Here is a 16,706-nt window from a genome sequence, read left to right as displayed (position 1 = left end):
CTGATTACTAACACCACGATTTATCCAGTTGTAATAGCTTGATGGCTTGACATCTAATACGTGACACATACAGGTGATGCTAAATATCTTCTGATTATCCTTGATAAAGACGTACTTCATCAACTGTGTTTCGCGAAGTACGCCGTGGCCTTTTTTAGAATATCTCGCTCTTCCTGAGCAACTTTTAGATCACGTTTAAGACGTTTATTCTCTTCTAGTATAGCCATGAGCTCAGGATCATATTCTTTAGTACCGATCAGCTTGCCTTTATCAGCTTTGTTTTGCCAGTTAGATAATGTCTGCATGGCGATGCCAAGCTGCTTTGCAGTCGCTGAAACATTGCCATTATTATCTGCTATCTTTTTAACAGCTTCAGCTTTGAATGCTGCACTATAGGTTCTGATTTTCTTAGTCATGATAAACTCCTCATTGAGTCGTTAGTTTACCAAGTTTGGTTCTACAGTTTTTTCAGCATAGCTCAATCACCTCAATTGTCGCAGAAGAACTCGCTGCTAGTTCAGGCTCCATAACTTCAAACGGCGTAAGAAAAACCTTATCAGCAATATCGTGCGATGTAATTGTATGCGGAATGACTGCCTGCTGAGTGTCCATACTATCAATTGGTAAATCGCTAGATTCAATTTCAGTCTGACCAGACCATCGATGCACTTCCCTACTTTTTAGAATAGCTCGTTTAGCGGTTTCTTTTATTATCGGCTCTGGTGTAGGCTTATTAGCTACTCCAGCAACAGCAACAGCAACTGGTTTATCAGTAGCGTTACCGCTAGGCTGTTTGTTTGTATTCTGGCTTGGATTGCTATGCTTGTCTTTTAGATAGGCTTTATGCTCTCTGTTAGTGCGCCAAGATTTGCTAAATCTATTGCTATTAATCTGCTCAACGATAGATGCAACCTCATCTTCAGTGAGTATCTTATCTTGCTTTTTTTTCACATAAGATACCATACCACTCGTCAATACATGCTCGGGCAACTCATCGCGGGTTTTTAGCTCACACTCACCGATGAAAGCAATCATCGAATGAAAATAGCTCAGCTCCAAGCCTAATAAATCTGCGAGCGTCTTAATGTGCAAGTAGTTCTGGCGCAATGGGTTCTGAAATTTAAACTTACTTCCATTAGGAAAGGATTGCGTCCACTGTCTTTGATTCTCGCTACCATATATCCAGCCTTTATAGTTTTTGGTCTCAATCACAAAGATGCCGTATACAGAAACGATGATATGATCGATTTGGGTACTGCCACCATTGGCTCTTGGCAAGGTAATACCGTTTAATCGGTGATAAACATCTTTTTCAAGCTTAAGCCACATAGCGACGTTGATGACGGTCTCACCTAGGAAACCTTTAAAGCTGGATTTTAGGGACATGGTTTTTATCTCAGTTCAACAACAAGACAAATGATCGCATTTAATTAATTTATATGATGGATCTGACGTATCGGCAAGATAGATATTATAATGAAACTCTAAATAGCTCATCATAGCATTGGCAAATAACTGCTAAACATCTTTCTAAAAAATTGTTGTCTACGCAAACTAGAGTTTCTATCTCTGATACATCACCTTCATTTCTAAATATTGAACCAGCTGGCGTAATTTCAAATGGTAGATCACTTTGTTTATCTAGAAGCTTTGTATAGGACATACCTTTGCCATGCTTTAATACATTGATTGCATAATAAAAATCTTCAAAATTTTCAAGTAATTCTATCTTATTATTATTTTTAAGCTTCTGTTTTAACTCCTTAAAGGCTGACCCTTTCTCAATCTTGAGTTCTTTTTGAACTACTGCTTCAAATAGTGAAAACATTCCTATAGCGAAAATACTTCTTTCCCACTGCATCTTTTGAAGTGTTAGTACTAACCTAGTTGAGCCTAAATTTTCAAGTTTATTACGAGTTGACTCTTCAACTTTATTAAACGTTTCAATATTGGACTCTGTACTTTCAGATATGATTTGAATAAAATTTTGCATCGTTTTTCTCAACATATTGAATAAAGATAAATTTTATTCTATACAGTGCGTTCAGTATACCTTTTAAACTACTGCTGAAATATAGTTCGCATTTACCACCAAACCATCGCGTAGAAACACAAATTTTAGTATTAATAGTAGCAATTATTTCACAACTGACAATATCGATATAAATAGACCAAATAAACAGCTCTAAAGTCAAAAATTGAACCATAAAAAAAGCCACCAGATTTCTCTGATGGCTCTTTTTTTAAATACTCACTCAGTTAGTGTATTACACCAAACTATTTACCGCTTCAATCACAGCGTCAGTCGTGATACCGAACTCTTTATACAAGTCACTGGCAGGCGCAGATTCGCCATAAGTGGTCATACCGATGACTTTGCCATCTAGACCAACGAACTTATACCAGTAATCCACGTGAGCCGCTTCTACGGCGACGCGAGCACGGATATTGGCAGGCAATACCGCTTCACGATAGCTAGCCTCTTGCTCAACGAAAATCTCAGCACATGGCATAGACACCACACGGACACCAACGCCATTTGCGCTCAACGCTTCATACGCTTCCATCGCTAGGCCAACTTCTGAACCTGTCGCGATGATGATGGCTTGTAGCTCGCCCTGCTCTTTCGCAAGTATATAGCCACCTTTGGTGATGTTCGCTACTTGCTCGCTATCACGTGCCTGATGTGGCAAGCTTTGACGGCTAAAGATCAATGCAGATGGGTTGTTTTCTGATTTGATTGCTTCTACCCAAGCACTGGCAGATTCAGTCGCATCACACGGACGCCATGTACGTAGGTTTGGCGTAGTACGTAGGCTAGTCAATTGCTCGACAGGCTGATGCGTTGGGCCATCTTCACCCAAACCGATAGAGTCATGCGTATAGACATGGATGACGCGCTGCTTCATCAGTGCGCCCATGCGTACTGCGTTACGTGCGTATTCCATAAACATCAGGAACGTCGCTACGTAAGGAATAAAGCCACCATGCAATGCGATACCATTGGCAATCGCGGTCATACCAAACTCGCGTACACCGTAATAGATATAGTTGCCGTCAGCGTCTTTCTCGATGCCTTTAGCGCCTTTAAATAGCGTCAGGTTTGAGCCAGCTAGATCCGCTGAGCCACCCAATAGTTCTGGTAATAATGGCTGCAAGCTGTTGATTGCATTTTGGCTGGCTTTACGACTAGCGACATCACCGCCCGCTTCTTGCGTTTGCTGAATATAAGCTTGCGCTTGGCTAGCAAAGTCAGCAGGCAACTCGCCATTGAGACGGCGTGACAATTCTGCAGCAAGCTCTGGATAGGCTTTTTTGTATGCTTCAAAGTCAGCGTCCCAGTTCTTTTGCTGTACGTCGCCTTTTGCTTTAGCATCCCACGCTTCATAGATTTCGTCATCTAATTCAAATGGGGCATGCTTCCAAGATAGCGCATCACGAGTCAAGGCAATTTCGTCATCACCAAGTGGTGCACCATGACTGGCGGCTAGACCTTGTTTGTTAGGGCTACCAGCACCGATCGTGGTTTTACAAATAATTAGACTTGGCTTAGCAGTCTCTGCAATGGCTTGCTCAGTCGCTTGCGTGATTGCAGCAGTATCATGACCGTCAACTTTGATAACTTGCCAGCCGTAAGACTTAAAGCGCGCTTCGGTATCATCAGTGAACCAGCCTTCGACATTACCGTCGATTGAGATACCATTATCATCGTAGAAGAATACCAACTTACCAAGCGCCAACGTGCCAGCCAGTGAGCAAACTTCATGACTGATACCTTCCATCAAGCAGCCATCGCCCAAGAACGCATAAGTATGATGATCTACGACGTTATGACCGTCGCGGTTAAACTGTGCGGCTAAGGTTTTTTCTGCGATTGCAAAACCAACGGCATTAGCAATACCTTGTCCTAGTGGACCAGTGGTAGTCTCGACACCAGGTGTGTAACCAAGTTCAGGATGCCCTGGGGTTTTTGAATGCAGCTGACGGAAACCTTTTAGGTCATCAACGCTCACATCGTAACCTGATAAATGTAGCAATGAATAAATAAGCATCGAGCCATGACCGTTTGACAGTACAAAGCGATCACGGTTGTGCCAATTAGGATCAGCTGGATTGTGCTTCAAAAATTTGCGCCACAAAACTTCGGCAATATCAGCCATGCCCATTGGCGCACCCGGATGTCCAGAGTTGGCTTTTTGAACCGCGTCAAACGACAGTACACGGATGGCATTGGCTAGTTTACGTTCGCTAATTGGAGCTGGCATAGAGTGTCCTAATATTCGAATGAGTCGTATAAAGATAAGAGGAGAGTTTACTCAGAGGATAATCCATCAAAAACGCGACAGGCGTCCTCAACGGATAGGCTATAAAATAAAAATGCAATATTAACATATTTGCAATGAGCCTAGCCAAAAATGCGGTAACAAGACCGTTTATATTTAGCAATGACTCACATCAGTTTTGTTAAACGATGAGCAATGACGGACTTTGATTTAAGTTATAAATAACAAGCTGCGAGTGACCTAAATGACAGGCAGCTCATTACTTATAGTCAATTTATTAAACTGAAATAGTCTCAGCACCGCCCATAAACGGACGTAATACTTCTGGAATCGTAATGCTGCCATCAGCGTTTTGATGATTTTCCATCACTGCCAGTAGCGTACGACCTACGGCCAAACCTGAACCATTTAAAGTATGAGCCAAGCTGGTTTGCTTGCCATCTTTGACACGCGTACCCATACGGCGCGCTTGGAAATCACCACAGTTAGAGCAGCTAGAGATTTCACGATAGGTATCTTGGCTTGGCAACCATACTTCGATGTCATAAGTTTTTTGTGCGGCAAAACCCATATCTCCCGTACATAGCTGCACTGTGCGGTATGGCAACTCAAGCTGCTGCAAGATATATTCAGCCTGTCCTGTCATTGCCTCAAGCAACTCATCAGATTGCTCAGCGGTACCGACATTGACCATTTCAACTTTTTCAAACTGATGCTGACGAATCAAGCCGCGAGTATCACGCCCGTGTGAGCCAGCTTCACTGCGGAAACATGGCGTATGCGCGGTGAATTTTAGCGGTAGCTCTTTAATATCCAAACGTTCGCCGCGTACCAAGTTGGTCATTGGCACTTCAGCGGTTGGAATAAGGTAAAAATTCATTTCATCGTTATTCGTGTGATTGCTTAATTTAAACAGATCATCTTCAAACTTAGGTAACTGACCCGTGCCTTTTAAGCTATCGCTATTAACGATGTAAGGTACATAGGTCTCAAGATAGCCGTACTTCATAGTATGTGTATTCAACATGAATTGAATTAGTGCGCGATGCAATTGCGCCAATTGTCCTTTTAGCACGTTAAAACGGCTACCAGTTAACTTAGTCGCTGCTTCAAAGTCCAGCATACCAAGTGTCTCACCGATATGTGTATGATCTTGAATCCCAAAGTCAAACGTACGCGGCGTGCCCCACTTACGCACTTCTACGTTATCATCTTCTGACGTACCGATTGGTACATCCGCCGCCGGAATATTCGGAATTTGCAAAGCCGCTTGAGTGATGCGCTCTTGTAACGTACGTAACTCGTCTTCCGCAGCTTTAATCTCACCGCTAACGCTTTGCATCTCAGCCAATAGCTCACTGGCATCTTCGCCTGATTTTTTTAGGGCACCTACTTGCTTAGCACCAGCGTTACGGCGCGATTGCAACTCTTCGGTTTTAACTTGTAGAGACTTGCGCTCGTTTTCAATCGTTTGCCAGAACTCCATATCAAGCTCATAACCACGGGTGGCTAGCTGCTGTTGTAGGTCGCTTAAATCGCCGCGTAAGAGTTTCGGATCAATCATAGTAGTTGCCTGTAACACTAAAGGTGAGTAAAAGGTTTAAAAGTATTATTAATAAGGTAATTGCCTAGCGTATCGCTATCACGGTCTTTGTGATAACTGGCTATGACGTTATGTTTTATATCAACATATCTTGTAGACGCTATAATACCAAGACACGGCAGATTTGACCATGTTTTGGATATCTTTGACTGCTTTTCGCTGTTTCTGACTGCTTCTTACTAGCTTTTGTTCATTATGCTAATCGCTTATCACAAGTTATTCTGTTTTTAATTGCTCACTTTTGCTTTCGTCTAGTCTGAATAAACTGAGAATAGAGCGTGAACTACGTCATTAATATGACATCTATCCGTGAACAGTCTTGCTTATATGTTTCATTTAGGAGTACTTTTCGGTAAGATAAGCGCATACCTTTATTCACTTCTAGCCAAGTACAGCATCGCTGCTTCGCTTTGGCAGTTTTAATCCAACGCTTTTAATATAAGTATTTGAGAAACCTTTATGGCCCTGTACCCCTACACGCTCCAACCTGTCGCCTTAAACCTAACTGAGGCTGAATTTCACCAAGCACAGTATGAACTGTTTGCCAGTGCCAGCCCTTCTTTTGGTTTATCAAGCTTTAAGACCAAAGAGTGGATCATCATGGCGGTGGTTGTGGTACTTGCTATTGCAGGACTTATCTTTGTGACAGGCTATTCAACCATCATATTTTGGTTAATGCTGGTTGGTGTCGTGATTTATCTATTGGCACGTACTTTAGGTTTTAAATGGTACGTAAAAAGAGAGTTTGACAAACAAGTTGCCGACCAAGAGATGCCAGATGAAATGCGCCAGATGAAGTTAGGTGTGCAAAAGCATGGTTTAGTCATGGCGATGCCAAGCAACCAGCCTGATATGATGAAAAACTCGCAAATGCGCGGTATGCAAATGCGTGCAGGCGCGACTCAGCAAGCAGTTATTCCTTGGACCTCTATCAAGAGCTGGGATGAGACTGATGACTATATCTTTATGATGTTTGAACTAAAAGGTCAGCAAGGTAGCCAAATCGTACCAAAACGCTTGCAAGCACAGAAGTTTCCTATCGATACGATACGTCAACATTTACAAGAAGTGGTTCCCGTTAAAGGTTTAAATCCTGAAAACTTGCAGCCACCAGCGTAAATGTAATTAGGTATCTCTATCGTTTAGAAAAACAGTAGAGAGACTTAGCTTTAGTTTTATAAAACCAATCGTAAAATTGTATTTATTAAATTTAACTTATTAATAATAGTTTGCTATTATTATAAGCATCAAAGGAAGAGATAGAATCTATATTGATAGATACAGATGAAAACTAAAGTATTTTTCTCTGCATTTTAATTCATGAGACCCTTTATTCTTCTTTATTTATTATTGTATAACCACACTCACACTATAAGGACAATACTATGAGTAATTCTAATAATGCTACTAACCAGATCGGTCTAGAAAAAGCAGACATGAGCGAAGTCATCGCCAAATTGAACAATCTACTATCAACATATCACGTGTTTTATTTAAACGTACGTGGCTATCACTGGAATGTAAAGGGTGAGCATTTCTTTACTTTGCATCCGCAATTTGAAGAACTGTATACGTCACTACAACTCCAAATTGATGAAATTGCTGAGCGTATTTTGACGTTGGGTGGTACACCACTTCACGCTTATAGCGATTTTACGCAGCATACTAGCATCAGTGAAGACAAAAATGTCAAAGATGGTACAAGCTGCGTCAAAGGCGTAGTGACTGGCTTGCAAGCGTTAATTACAGAACAGCGTCAAGTATCAGCCCTAGCAGAAGAGAGCGAAGACCAAGGTTCAGCTGACCTAGTTGATGCTTACGTACAAGAACAAGAAAAACTGGTATGGATGTATAACGCGTTTTTGGGTTAATAGTCGTTAGATTTTACTAGGCTAAATCTTAATAAGCATAATGATCATCAAGTTCTAAACAATAAAAAAGCACCTAATTAGGTGCTTTTTTATTGTCTATCTTTTATAGAAGATAGATTTATTTTTGGATCCATTGACGCATTTTTTCACGTTCAGCAGGTGTGGCTTGTAGCCATACTTGCATAAACGTATCTAACGTACTAGTAGAAGTATTTACGCTAGATGCTTGCTTAACAGTGGTCGTGCCAGTATTGACGTTGCTAGTAGAATTTACTACTGGTTGATCTAAAGAGGCGATAGCACGTTGGTTCTGTAACTCTGCATCACCTGCACCGCCGAACACGCCGCCTAGCGCTTTACCAAGGCCTGAAAATAGACCACCTTGGTTACCGGCCATACTTTGCTGGCTAGCAATGACCGTATTATTCTGTTGCACAGCGAGTGTTGGCTGCTTGGCATATTCTCTAGCAGCTTCATAATCTTCTGGTTGATTAGGCATAGTCAAACGATATGTTTGATTGTCGGCTAATTGTGCCGTCACACTGACATTACCTGAACGCAAATAATCATGCTCATCACGACGCAAGTTATATAAACGGTCATACTTAGCAGTAATAGCATGTTGTCCAGGCTGTAACGTAAATGTTTTTTGTAGCGGCTGAAAAGCACTCTGCTGAATTTCCTGCCCATTAATAGCAGTTACTTTGATATGGTCATCAACCTGTAGAGTAACCGCTGCCTGTGACAACATAGAGACCGAGGCAGCCCCTGCCAACAGCGTACCTATCGTTAATTTCTTTAGCAAAAGAGTATTCGATTTCATAAGTTATTCCATTAATAGTAAAAGCGAGTTGGACAAAGTATTTGTATTCTAACGGTTATTCATTTTTTGCTGCTAAAGGTCTTACTGCTAGAAGTCTTGCTGCTAAAAATCAAGTGGCATCGTATGTTGGTCTTGATTAGGCGTGTCGTTATCCACTTGCGTCTCTTGAGCGATATCCGCCAGCTCCGCGGCAAGCGTCTGCTCATCGATGGTACGCAGAGCATCACTTATGACTGCTTTTGAGATATTACTGCGACCAAGGTTAGAAAACATTGGTTGAATATAATTAAGTACTTCCATCATCGCACCGATACGATGCGGTCCATCAGTTAGTAAGTGATCAATAATTCGATCGTCAAACTGCCATCCGCGCCGACGCAAAATAGACTGTAATAATGCTTGTCTGTCTGCCAAATCATGACCAGTAGGCACTTTAAAGGTCGGTGCCTGTGCCAAACGCGTCATTAAATCTCTTAACTGGAATGGTAAGTCGTCGGCTGGTTTATTAGCGGCAAACAATAACTGGCGTTGCCCTTCTCGGCTACGATTGATCAGGTGAAATAAAGCTTCTTGCCACTGGCTACTCTGCTCAAGCACTTCCAAATCATCGATGGCAATCAGATCAAAGTTTTCTAGAGATGATAGTACGTGGACATCTGTATGAATCAGCTCATTAAGTGACAAACAGATAGCCGATTTGTCCATTTCGATAAATGACTCACAAATAGCGGACAGCAAATGAGACTTACCTGTGGCAGGGCTACCAAACAGATATAGTTGACCGATCAGGCCGACATGTAACTGCCGTACTGCATCAATAATCGACATCCAACCGGGACCGGCAAAGTCGCTGAGACTTGCATCATGCTTAATGTCCAGATTGAGACTTAGCTGTGCTTCTGCCATGAATCATCAACTCGTGTTGCGTAGTGCAATGGAAAAATATAATAGAAAAGATAGGTTACTTTGAGCTGTATTCATTACTATCAATACTAGCCGCTACAACTGTAAGTAATGGCCCTATAGTATTTGCAAAAATAGGTCAGACACTTTGTTGAAAACAAATTTAGCAAAACTGGTACCAAAACGGTTGATACTATCAACACTGCGCCTATATATAACATATTTACAAAATGACTGACAAGTCTTTTACCCATTAAGCCTTATCAATCATTGCGTTCCTATCTTGATATTACATATCAATCTTTATCTAGTGTATTCAATAATAAGATAATTATCTTTTTTCAAACAGTGCCAGTTGTTTACGACCTTTATAAAAGTCAGTGGTTCGATAATAGCTGTATAAATGGCGGAACAGGACGTTTAAGACAGCGGACACTGGTAAGGCAATAAGCATACCGACAAAGCCTAGTAGACTGGCACCTGCCAATACAGCGAATATGACCCACAATGGCGATAGACCAATCTTATCACCTAACAGCAACGGTTGTAGGATATAACCTTCTGCAGCTTGTCCAATCAAGAACGCACCTACGACCAATGACAAATACGTCCAGTCTAATCCAAACTGAAATAAGCAGGCGATAATAGCTGCGATGAAACCAATGCCGAATCCTAAGTACGGCACAAAACTGGCAATGCCTGCTACCATACCAATGATAAGCCCAAGCTCTAGCCCAATGAGCTGTAACTGTACAGCATAAATAGCGCCTAGCAACACCATCACCAGTAATTGCCCTTTGATAAATGCCATCAATGCCAGATCACATTCCTTAGCTATTTCAGTCACTTTTTGACAGTAAGCACCTGGTATCGCCATCTTCCAGTTATGCAAGCGCTGATCCCAATTAAACAAGAAATAGAAGGTTAGAATAGGTACCAATACAATAAGACCTGCGTTATTGATGAAGTTCATACTTGAGGTCAGTATTTGGCTCATCATGGTGCTAGCATCAGCGAACTTATAGTTCGTTTGCATATAATCGACGAGAGTATCGGAAAATTCTTTCGACTCTAATTGAGGCAGTTTGATACGAGTATTACTATTGAACCACTCTCGTACGACTTGATTGTACCAATTAAATATCTTTGGCAAATAATCCCACGCCGCTTGCAGCTGATGCCATAGTGTCGGTACCAACCACCATAATAATAACGCCATCCCTAAAGTAATTGTCGAGTAGACGATAATAATCGCGACCCAACGCTTGATATATTTTGATAGGCGCTTGACTAGAGGATTAAATAGATAAGCCAGCATAAAGGCAAAAACGAAAGGCACGATGACGGGCATCATTAAATACAAGAGAAACACAGCCACCACTAACGCCACGACAATAAATAAACGCCGAAAAAAAGGATCTATTGGTTGGTTCATCATGGCAAGTAATCCTATAGTTGGACAGGTTTGAAAAAGTAACAGGGAGTCAGTGATAGCGATTTCTAAATGGTATAACTATAGCCATCACGATGTATCATTAGGCGAATTGCTTTCTTTTCTCATTAGTTTTAGCTAGCTAAACTGAGACGTATCAACGTTCCTAAAAAACCTAATTTTTGATAAACTTATGTTTTTTAGTTTTTATTCTGTCAATCACATTTGGACTTGTATTAAGGCCATTATTGACAATAAATTTAGCGTTCTATTATCGCAGAGTACAACAAAAAATCAGTCATTTTTTGTTTCTTAACCGCTTATTTGCCACTTAATGCAAATCTTAGTTAAATATTGGCAAGTTGCTTTGCGAGTACGGTCTGTTTTTGGGTATAATGCGCGCACTGTCTTTAAACTTTGCTTTTGAACTTTATAACGCTGATTTTTGCGTGCTCAATTACTTTACCTTCTAATCCCAATTATCTATCCCCAACTGTGAGATGACTATGAGTGACAAGCCTTCTTTAAGCTACAAAGATGCCGGTGTTGATATCGATGCAGGCGATGCTTTGGTTCAGCGAATCAAGTCCGTTGCAAAAGCCACTACTCGTCCTGAAGTCGTGGGTGGACTTGGCGGTTTTGGTGCGTTATGCCGCATCCCAACAGGTTATACCTCACCATTATTGGTTTCTGGCACTGATGGTGTCGGCACCAAACTAAAATTAGCCCTACAGCTGAACCGTCATGACACGATTGGTATTGATTTGGTCGCGATGTGCGTCAATGACCTATTGGTTTGCGGCGCAGAGCCATTATTCTTCTTAGACTACTATGCAACTGGCAAGCTGGATGTTGATGTAGCGGCGACTGTCGTAACTGGTATTGGTGATGGTTGTAAATTAGCTAACTGTGCACTTATCGGTGGTGAAACTGCTGAAATGCCAGGCATGTATCAAGATGACGATTACGATCTAGCTGGATTTTGTGTAGGTGTGGTTGAAGAAGCAGAAGTCGTCACTGGTGAAAATGTCGCAGAAGGCGATGTACTGATTGCACTTGCCTCAAGTGGCGCGCACTCAAATGGCTACTCATTGGTTCGTAAAGTCATCGAAGTTAGCGGTGTGGATGTTACTAGTAGCGACGAGCAACTAGACGGTCAGCCTATTCAAGATGCTCTAATGGCTCCTACCCGTATCTATGTAAAAGCCATCAAGGCATTACAAGACACGCTTGGTAGCTCAGCCTTACATGCGATGTCACACATCACAGGTGGTGGTCTAACGGATAACTTGCCACGTGTACTACCTGATAACTTAGCGGCTAGCATCGATACCAATAGCTGGCAGTTCTCAGAGCTATTCACTTGGCTACAGACCCAAGGTAATATCGCGCAGAGCGAGATGTACCGTACCTTTAATTGCGGCGTTGGTTTTGTCATCGTTATGCCAAAAGACAAAGCAGATGCCGCTATCCAGATCTTGACTGATGCAGGCGAAACAGCTTGGCAAATAGGTGAAATGGTCAAACGCAGCACTGATGATCAGGCGGATGCAGTGGTGTACCGTTAATGTCAATTGATACTGCAAGCCAGCCTATCAAACCATTGCGTATTGCTGTTCTAGTCTCAGGAAGTGGTAGCAACCTGCAAGTGTTAATCAATGCAATGCAAGCAGGTGCGCTACCGATTGAAATCGTTGGTGTCATTAGTAATCGTGAAGATGCTTATGCATTGACACGTGCTAAAGATGCCAATATTCTAGTTGCGGTATTATCACACGTTGCTAATGGCAAACGTATGGGCATCAAGACGTTTGAAACCCATGCCAACGAGCAGCTAATAGCATGGCAACCTGATTTGATCGTCTTAGCTGGGTTTATGCGTGTACTAAGTGGCTCATTCATTGATAATGTACCAGCGCCCATGATTAATCTTCACCCTTCTCTACTTCCGGTTTATAAGGGTTTAGATACTCACAAACGAGTTATACAAGCGGGTGAACGTCGTCACGGTTGTAGTATTCATAAAGTGACAGCGGAGCTTGATGCAGGTCAGGTGTTGACTCAAGCCGTATTAAATGTCGATATCAACGACACCGCAGAGAGTTTACAGTCACGGGTACAGAAGCTTGAACATCAGCTACTACCTTGGACGATTTTACTACTAGCAAAAAATGTATTATCCCTTGGAGTAAATAATACATTATCGCAAACACAAACTTACTTGCCGACGTTGCCTTTGCAATTGCTTATAGACGGATAAAAATCTCAGCTTATTAAGCTGATTTTAATACCACTTTATATAGCGCAATAAAAAGCCCAGCTACTCGTAATGAGTAACTGGGCTTTTTTATTTGATAACTATTTACTATTTACTATTTACTATTTACTATCATGTAAAATCGTAAATAGTTATCTATTCAGCTAATTCGTCTAGTTAGTTCATTCTTAGAATACATGAACTGCTTTAATGTTGACAAACTCTTTGATACCGAAGCCGCCATGCTCACGGCCATAGCCTGAGTTTTTCACGCCACCAAATGGCAGTGCAGGATTGGCAAGACCATAACCATTAATATAGACCATACCAGTATCAAATTGCTCACGTGCTAGACGAACAGCTTTCTCTTCGTCTTTTGAGAAAATCGCGCCACCTAAACCATAACGACTGTCATTAGCGATGCGCATTGCGTCGTCTTCATCTTTTGCACGAATTAGTGAAGCGACGGGGCCAAATAGTTCGTCATCGTATGCAGGCTGACCTTTTTCAACATTCTCTAGAATAGTTGCTGGATAGAAGCTACCTTTACCTTCAGGTACCTTACCGCCAACAGCAATCGTTGCACCTTTAGCCACACTCTGTTCTACTTGCTCGTGTAGCTGCTCACGCAAATCTGCACGTGCTAATGGACCGATATCTGAGCTGTCGTCCATTGGATCACCCGCTTTGGTACCTTCAAACTTCTCAACGATACGCTTACGGAATTCGTCATATACGCTATCAACTACGATAAAGCGTTTGGCTGCTACACAAGTTTCACCGTTATTGATTAGACGTGCTTGAGTACAGGTTTCTACAGCAGTTTCGATATCAGCATCTTCTAATACAATAAATGCGTCGTTTGAACCTAGCTCTAATACAGCTTTCTTAATCGCCTTAGCTGCTTGTTGTCCAACGATCACGCCTGCTTTGTCACTACCTGTCAATGTCACGCCGCGTACTTTGTCATTACCAATCAATGCTTCTGATTGATCATGATCAATGATAATCGTACGGAACAAATCACTTGGTAATTCAGACTCGTGAAGAATTTCTTCAATTAATAAACCAGAGCCTGTTACGTTAGATGCGTGTTTTAACAGGATACTATTACCCGCCATTAGATTTGCAATGGTGTAACGGAATACTTGATACGCTGGGAAGTTCCAAGGCTGCATGCCGTAGATGATACCGATAGGTTGATACGTCACTAGTCCTTTTTTCATGCTTTCGATATCACGTACATCATCAGCTAAAGAAGCAACGCCGTTTTCAGCAGTGTAATCACAGATAGCTTTGCAAAGATCAATCTCTTGCATGCTCTGGCTATACAACTTACCGCGCTCTTCAGTCATCAGCTTAGCCAGCTCTTCTTTGTATTCCATCAGCTTATCACCGATAGATTTGATGACACGACCGCGCTCTTCGTGACTCACTGTACGCCATTCTAAAAATGCGTTATGTGAAGCATCGACAATCTTGTTGACTTCGTCGTTGCTCATATAATTGTAGTTACTGATTTCTTCGCCCGTGGTTGGGTTAATAGTAGTAATGTCTGACATAGTTACTGTCCTTATTATTCGAATTTACATTTGGGATTTATAATCGGGTTTATTGTCACTTGTAGTTGTTTTGCTGTGACAGTTTTAATTATTAGATTTACGTCGATAGCACAATCTATTGGTAGCTCGTTTTCTATCTGCCGTTATCTTAACAAGCTATTTGATGAAGAGTTTTACAATATATTGTGAAGTGTGTTGAAGATGTTAATAGTGTGACTGACTTATTAAGTATAACTAAATATCATATACTAACTATTAAACACTAGAACACAAAAAACCAGCCTAGTGGCTGGTCTAATAACTATATAGAGTGGGAGCTAAGGAAAAATATTTTTATTAAAAATTAAGATAATCAAAAATATTCTGCTTTAATAAAAGATAGATTCAACTCACACAAACCAATCAAAACAAATGATTAATAACCGGTATCTCTTGCGGCGGATTTTCTTCTTCAGCGACGACTTGGCGCGCTACATGCATAATTAACTGACGTAACCAGCGATGGGCTGGATGATGCTGCAACAGAGGTGACCATGCCATCGTAAGCTCAAATTCAGGAATAAAAAACGGCGGATCTTCCATCATAATGCTGTCATTATTTGCCTGCATTCTTGCCACACGTGTTGGCAAGGTCGCTATCAAATCTTTATTTGCTGCAAGCATGGCAGGCATTTGATAATGTCGAGTAAAGACACTGATTTGGCGTTTTTGACCAAGGCGCTGCAAGGCCTGATCGATAGATCCTAGCCCACCAGATTTCTCTGGATTGACCCCAAAACCCACACCCATCCCTGTTTTGGATACCCAAACGTGCTGTGCTTTTAGATAGTTTTTCAGATTAAAACGATTGGCATAAGGACTGTCAGAAGATAATAAGCAACTAAAAGTATCACGCCACACTAGAACCTGATGGAAACTTTGAGGTATCTCATTAAAACGGTTAATCGCTAAATCAACTCGTCCCTGCTCCATATCTCGGTAAGAGACGTCTGATGGAGTCAAAAAGTCTAAAATCACATTGGGTGCTTCAGAACGTAGTGCTTTTACTAGCTTAGGTACTAGGGTCGCTTCGGCATAATCCGATGTCATGATACGGAACACACGAGAGGTACTATAAGGGCGGAATTCGGTACGTGGCTCCAACACTTGAGTCAAGTCAGCGAGTATCTCACGAATACGTGGCTGTAGCTCAAGGGCGCGTTCAGTCGGCGTCATACCCTCAGATGAGCGTACTAATAATGGATCATTAAACAGCTTACGCAAACGGCGCAAGATATTACTCATAGCAGGCTGAGTAATCCCCAGCTGCTCGGCTGCGCGAGTGACGTTTTTTTCTCGTAGCAACACATCTAGATGGACTAATAAATTTAAATCAACCCGCTGCAAATTCATATTTGGTTCTCTTGGCTTTTGAATAAACGCCATATTAAGGCTGGCATTTGTAGTGCTGCTACGGTGATTTGTGCGCTGTAACAGCATAATTTCATTATTTTTTACTAATTTTGTTCTAGTTTTTCCTGATAGATAGGTATGATAAGTCATTCAACCTATCGTAAGGCCCTGTTATATAAACATTATATCATACAGAAATACCAAAGATAACTATCATAAATTAGATAAATCTTGGTAAGGTGGTTATAGTGAGTTCTATAAAGGATTTGCAGCATAGATGATGAACTTTAGGTTCATAAGCTGTTTTTATCCGATTAAATATTGTCGCTAAGTAATATATTAATGGTTTTTATCAGTCGTTAAATACGGTTAATTGACCTCATTATTGTAACATCTCTTGCTACCAATTATGACATCACTGGCTATTAAGTATTCAGATACCTTTTAGGTATATAGTGAGAAACGATAAATATTTATAAACCAGCAATTATTTTCAACTGTTGAGTTCAGCAAATTTCTTGTAATAGCCTAGCGGTTTGTTTAGGGTAAATAGAGCTTCAATAGATAAATGATAGACCAA

General features: G+C 41.3%; 13 protein-coding genes and 1 pseudogene. 4 read left to right on the top strand and 10 right to left on the bottom strand.

Annotated features, from left to right (window positions below):
* The 5 genes and pseudogenes from JMX91_RS06795 to serS form a co-directional block, all read right to left on the bottom strand.
* Window positions 1-416: pseudogene (locus JMX91_RS06795) on the bottom strand (transposase); the annotation flags it as partial.
* A 52-nt stretch (window positions 417-468) separates the two neighbouring features.
* Window positions 469-1,386 carry a nuclease-related domain-containing protein gene (locus tag JMX91_RS06790; protein ID WP_201548229.1) on the bottom strand — a complete coding sequence of 306 codons (918 nt, stop codon included), beginning with the start codon at window positions 1,384-1,386 and terminating at the stop codon, window positions 469-471.
* A gap of 85 nt (window positions 1,387-1,471) precedes the next feature.
* Window positions 1,472-1,993, bottom strand: a complete 522-nt coding sequence (locus JMX91_RS06785; protein ID WP_201548228.1) for a hypothetical protein — start codon at window positions 1,991-1,993, stop codon at window positions 1,472-1,474.
* Window positions 1,994-2,267: 274 nt separating this feature from the next.
* Window positions 2,268-4,265, bottom strand: coding sequence for a transketolase (gene tkt / locus JMX91_RS06780; RefSeq protein WP_201548227.1), 1,998 nt, complete (start codon window positions 4,263-4,265; stop codon window positions 2,268-2,270).
* Window positions 4,266-4,560: 295 nt separating this feature from the next.
* A complete protein-coding gene (gene serS, locus JMX91_RS06775; RefSeq protein WP_201548226.1) occupies window positions 4,561-5,847 on the bottom strand; it encodes a serine--tRNA ligase in 1,287 nt (428 codons plus the stop codon).
* Window positions 5,848-6,345: 498 nt separating this feature from the next.
* On the opposite strand from serS, the gene JMX91_RS06770 reads away from it, so the two are divergent.
* Together JMX91_RS06770 and JMX91_RS06765 are read left to right on the top strand one after the other, a co-directional pair.
* Entirely contained in the window at window positions 6,346-7,005 is a 660-nt protein-coding gene (locus JMX91_RS06770) for a YcxB family protein (protein WP_101206317.1), read from the top strand.
* A 266-nt stretch (window positions 7,006-7,271) separates the two neighbouring features.
* Window positions 7,272-7,757, top strand: coding sequence for a Dps family protein (locus JMX91_RS06765; RefSeq protein WP_201548225.1), 486 nt, complete (start codon window positions 7,272-7,274; stop codon window positions 7,755-7,757).
* 118 nt (window positions 7,758-7,875) lie between these two features.
* On the opposite strand, the gene JMX91_RS06760 is transcribed toward JMX91_RS06765, so the two are convergent.
* From JMX91_RS06760 to JMX91_RS06750, 3 genes are all read right to left on the bottom strand, one after another.
* Window positions 7,876-8,580 (bottom strand): DUF2057 family protein, encoded by a 705-nt coding sequence (locus JMX91_RS06760; protein ID WP_201548224.1) that lies wholly within the window; start codon window positions 8,578-8,580, stop codon window positions 7,876-7,878.
* 102 nt (window positions 8,581-8,682) lie between these two features.
* Window positions 8,683-9,486, bottom strand: coding sequence for a DnaA regulatory inactivator Hda (gene hda / locus JMX91_RS06755; protein ID WP_201548223.1), 804 nt, complete (start codon window positions 9,484-9,486; stop codon window positions 8,683-8,685).
* A 328-nt stretch (window positions 9,487-9,814) separates the two neighbouring features.
* Window positions 9,815-10,921 carry an AI-2E family transporter gene (locus tag JMX91_RS06750; protein WP_160022555.1) on the bottom strand — a complete coding sequence of 369 codons (1,107 nt, stop codon included), beginning with the start codon at window positions 10,919-10,921 and terminating at the stop codon, window positions 9,815-9,817.
* A gap of 500 nt (window positions 10,922-11,421) precedes the next feature.
* Between JMX91_RS06750 and purM the strand changes: the two genes are divergently transcribed.
* Both purM and purN read left to right on the top strand, forming a co-directional pair.
* The gene (purM, locus tag JMX91_RS06745; RefSeq protein WP_201548222.1) at window positions 11,422-12,483 is read left to right on the top strand and encodes a phosphoribosylformylglycinamidine cyclo-ligase; all 1,062 of its coding nucleotides are present in this window, start codon (window positions 11,422-11,424) and stop codon (window positions 12,481-12,483) included.
* Window positions 12,483-13,175 (top strand): phosphoribosylglycinamide formyltransferase, encoded by a 693-nt coding sequence (gene purN, locus JMX91_RS06740; protein WP_201548221.1) that lies wholly within the window; start codon window positions 12,483-12,485, stop codon window positions 13,173-13,175. Before purM ends, purN begins: the two co-directional genes overlap by 1 nt.
* A gap of 185 nt (window positions 13,176-13,360) precedes the next feature.
* Here the strand turns inward: purN and JMX91_RS06735 are convergent, their stop codons facing one another.
* The gene (locus tag JMX91_RS06735; RefSeq protein WP_201548220.1) at window positions 13,361-14,734 is read right to left on the bottom strand and encodes an NAD-dependent succinate-semialdehyde dehydrogenase; all 1,374 of its coding nucleotides are present in this window, start codon (window positions 14,732-14,734) and stop codon (window positions 13,361-13,363) included.
* A gap of 402 nt (window positions 14,735-15,136) precedes the next feature.
* Complete coding sequence (locus JMX91_RS06730) at window positions 15,137-16,126, bottom strand: LysR family transcriptional regulator (protein ID WP_057761159.1); 990 nt, start codon at window positions 16,124-16,126, stop codon at window positions 15,137-15,139.
* Between the last annotated feature and the right edge of the window lie 580 nt (window positions 16,127-16,706).

It is taken from the genome of Psychrobacter sp. Pi2-1 (genome assembly GCF_904846645.1).
In the GTDB taxonomy this organism is placed as follows: Bacteria; Pseudomonadota; Gammaproteobacteria; order Pseudomonadales; family Moraxellaceae; genus Psychrobacter.
Note: the sequence above shows the minus strand (reverse complement) of the source record. Positions and strands in the feature narration are given on the sequence as shown.

Coding starts and splice junctions, on each gene's coding strand:
- serS (WP_201548226.1), bottom strand. CDS start 5,847: ATGATTGATCCGAAACTCTTACGCGGCGATTTAAGCGACCTACAACAG.
- JMX91_RS06735 (WP_201548220.1), bottom strand. CDS start 14,734: ATGTCAGACATTACTACTATTAACCCAACCACGGGCGAAGAAATCAGT.
- JMX91_RS06760 (WP_201548224.1), bottom strand. CDS start 8,580: ATGAAATCGAATACTCTTTTGCTAAAGAAATTAACGATAGGTACGCTG.
- purM (WP_201548222.1), top strand. CDS start 11,422: ATGAGTGACAAGCCTTCTTTAAGCTACAAAGATGCCGGTGTTGATATC.
- JMX91_RS06765 (WP_201548225.1), top strand. CDS start 7,272: ATGAGTAATTCTAATAATGCTACTAACCAGATCGGTCTAGAAAAAGCA.
- JMX91_RS06790 (WP_201548229.1), bottom strand. CDS start 1,386: ATGTCCCTAAAATCCAGCTTTAAAGGTTTCCTAGGTGAGACCGTCATC.
- JMX91_RS06730 (WP_057761159.1), bottom strand. CDS start 16,126: ATGAATTTGCAGCGGGTTGATTTAAATTTATTAGTCCATCTAGATGTG.
- JMX91_RS06750 (WP_160022555.1), bottom strand. CDS start 10,921: ATGATGAACCAACCAATAGATCCTTTTTTTCGGCGTTTATTTATTGTC.
- JMX91_RS06770 (WP_101206317.1), top strand. CDS start 6,346: ATGGCCCTGTACCCCTACACGCTCCAACCTGTCGCCTTAAACCTAACT.
- hda (WP_201548223.1), bottom strand. CDS start 9,486: ATGGCAGAAGCACAGCTAAGTCTCAATCTGGACATTAAGCATGATGCA.
- purN (WP_201548221.1), top strand. CDS start 12,483: ATGTCAATTGATACTGCAAGCCAGCCTATCAAACCATTGCGTATTGCT.
- tkt (WP_201548227.1), bottom strand. CDS start 4,265: ATGCCAGCTCCAATTAGCGAACGTAAACTAGCCAATGCCATCCGTGTA.
- JMX91_RS06785 (WP_201548228.1), bottom strand. CDS start 1,993: ATGCAAAATTTTATTCAAATCATATCTGAAAGTACAGAGTCCAATATT.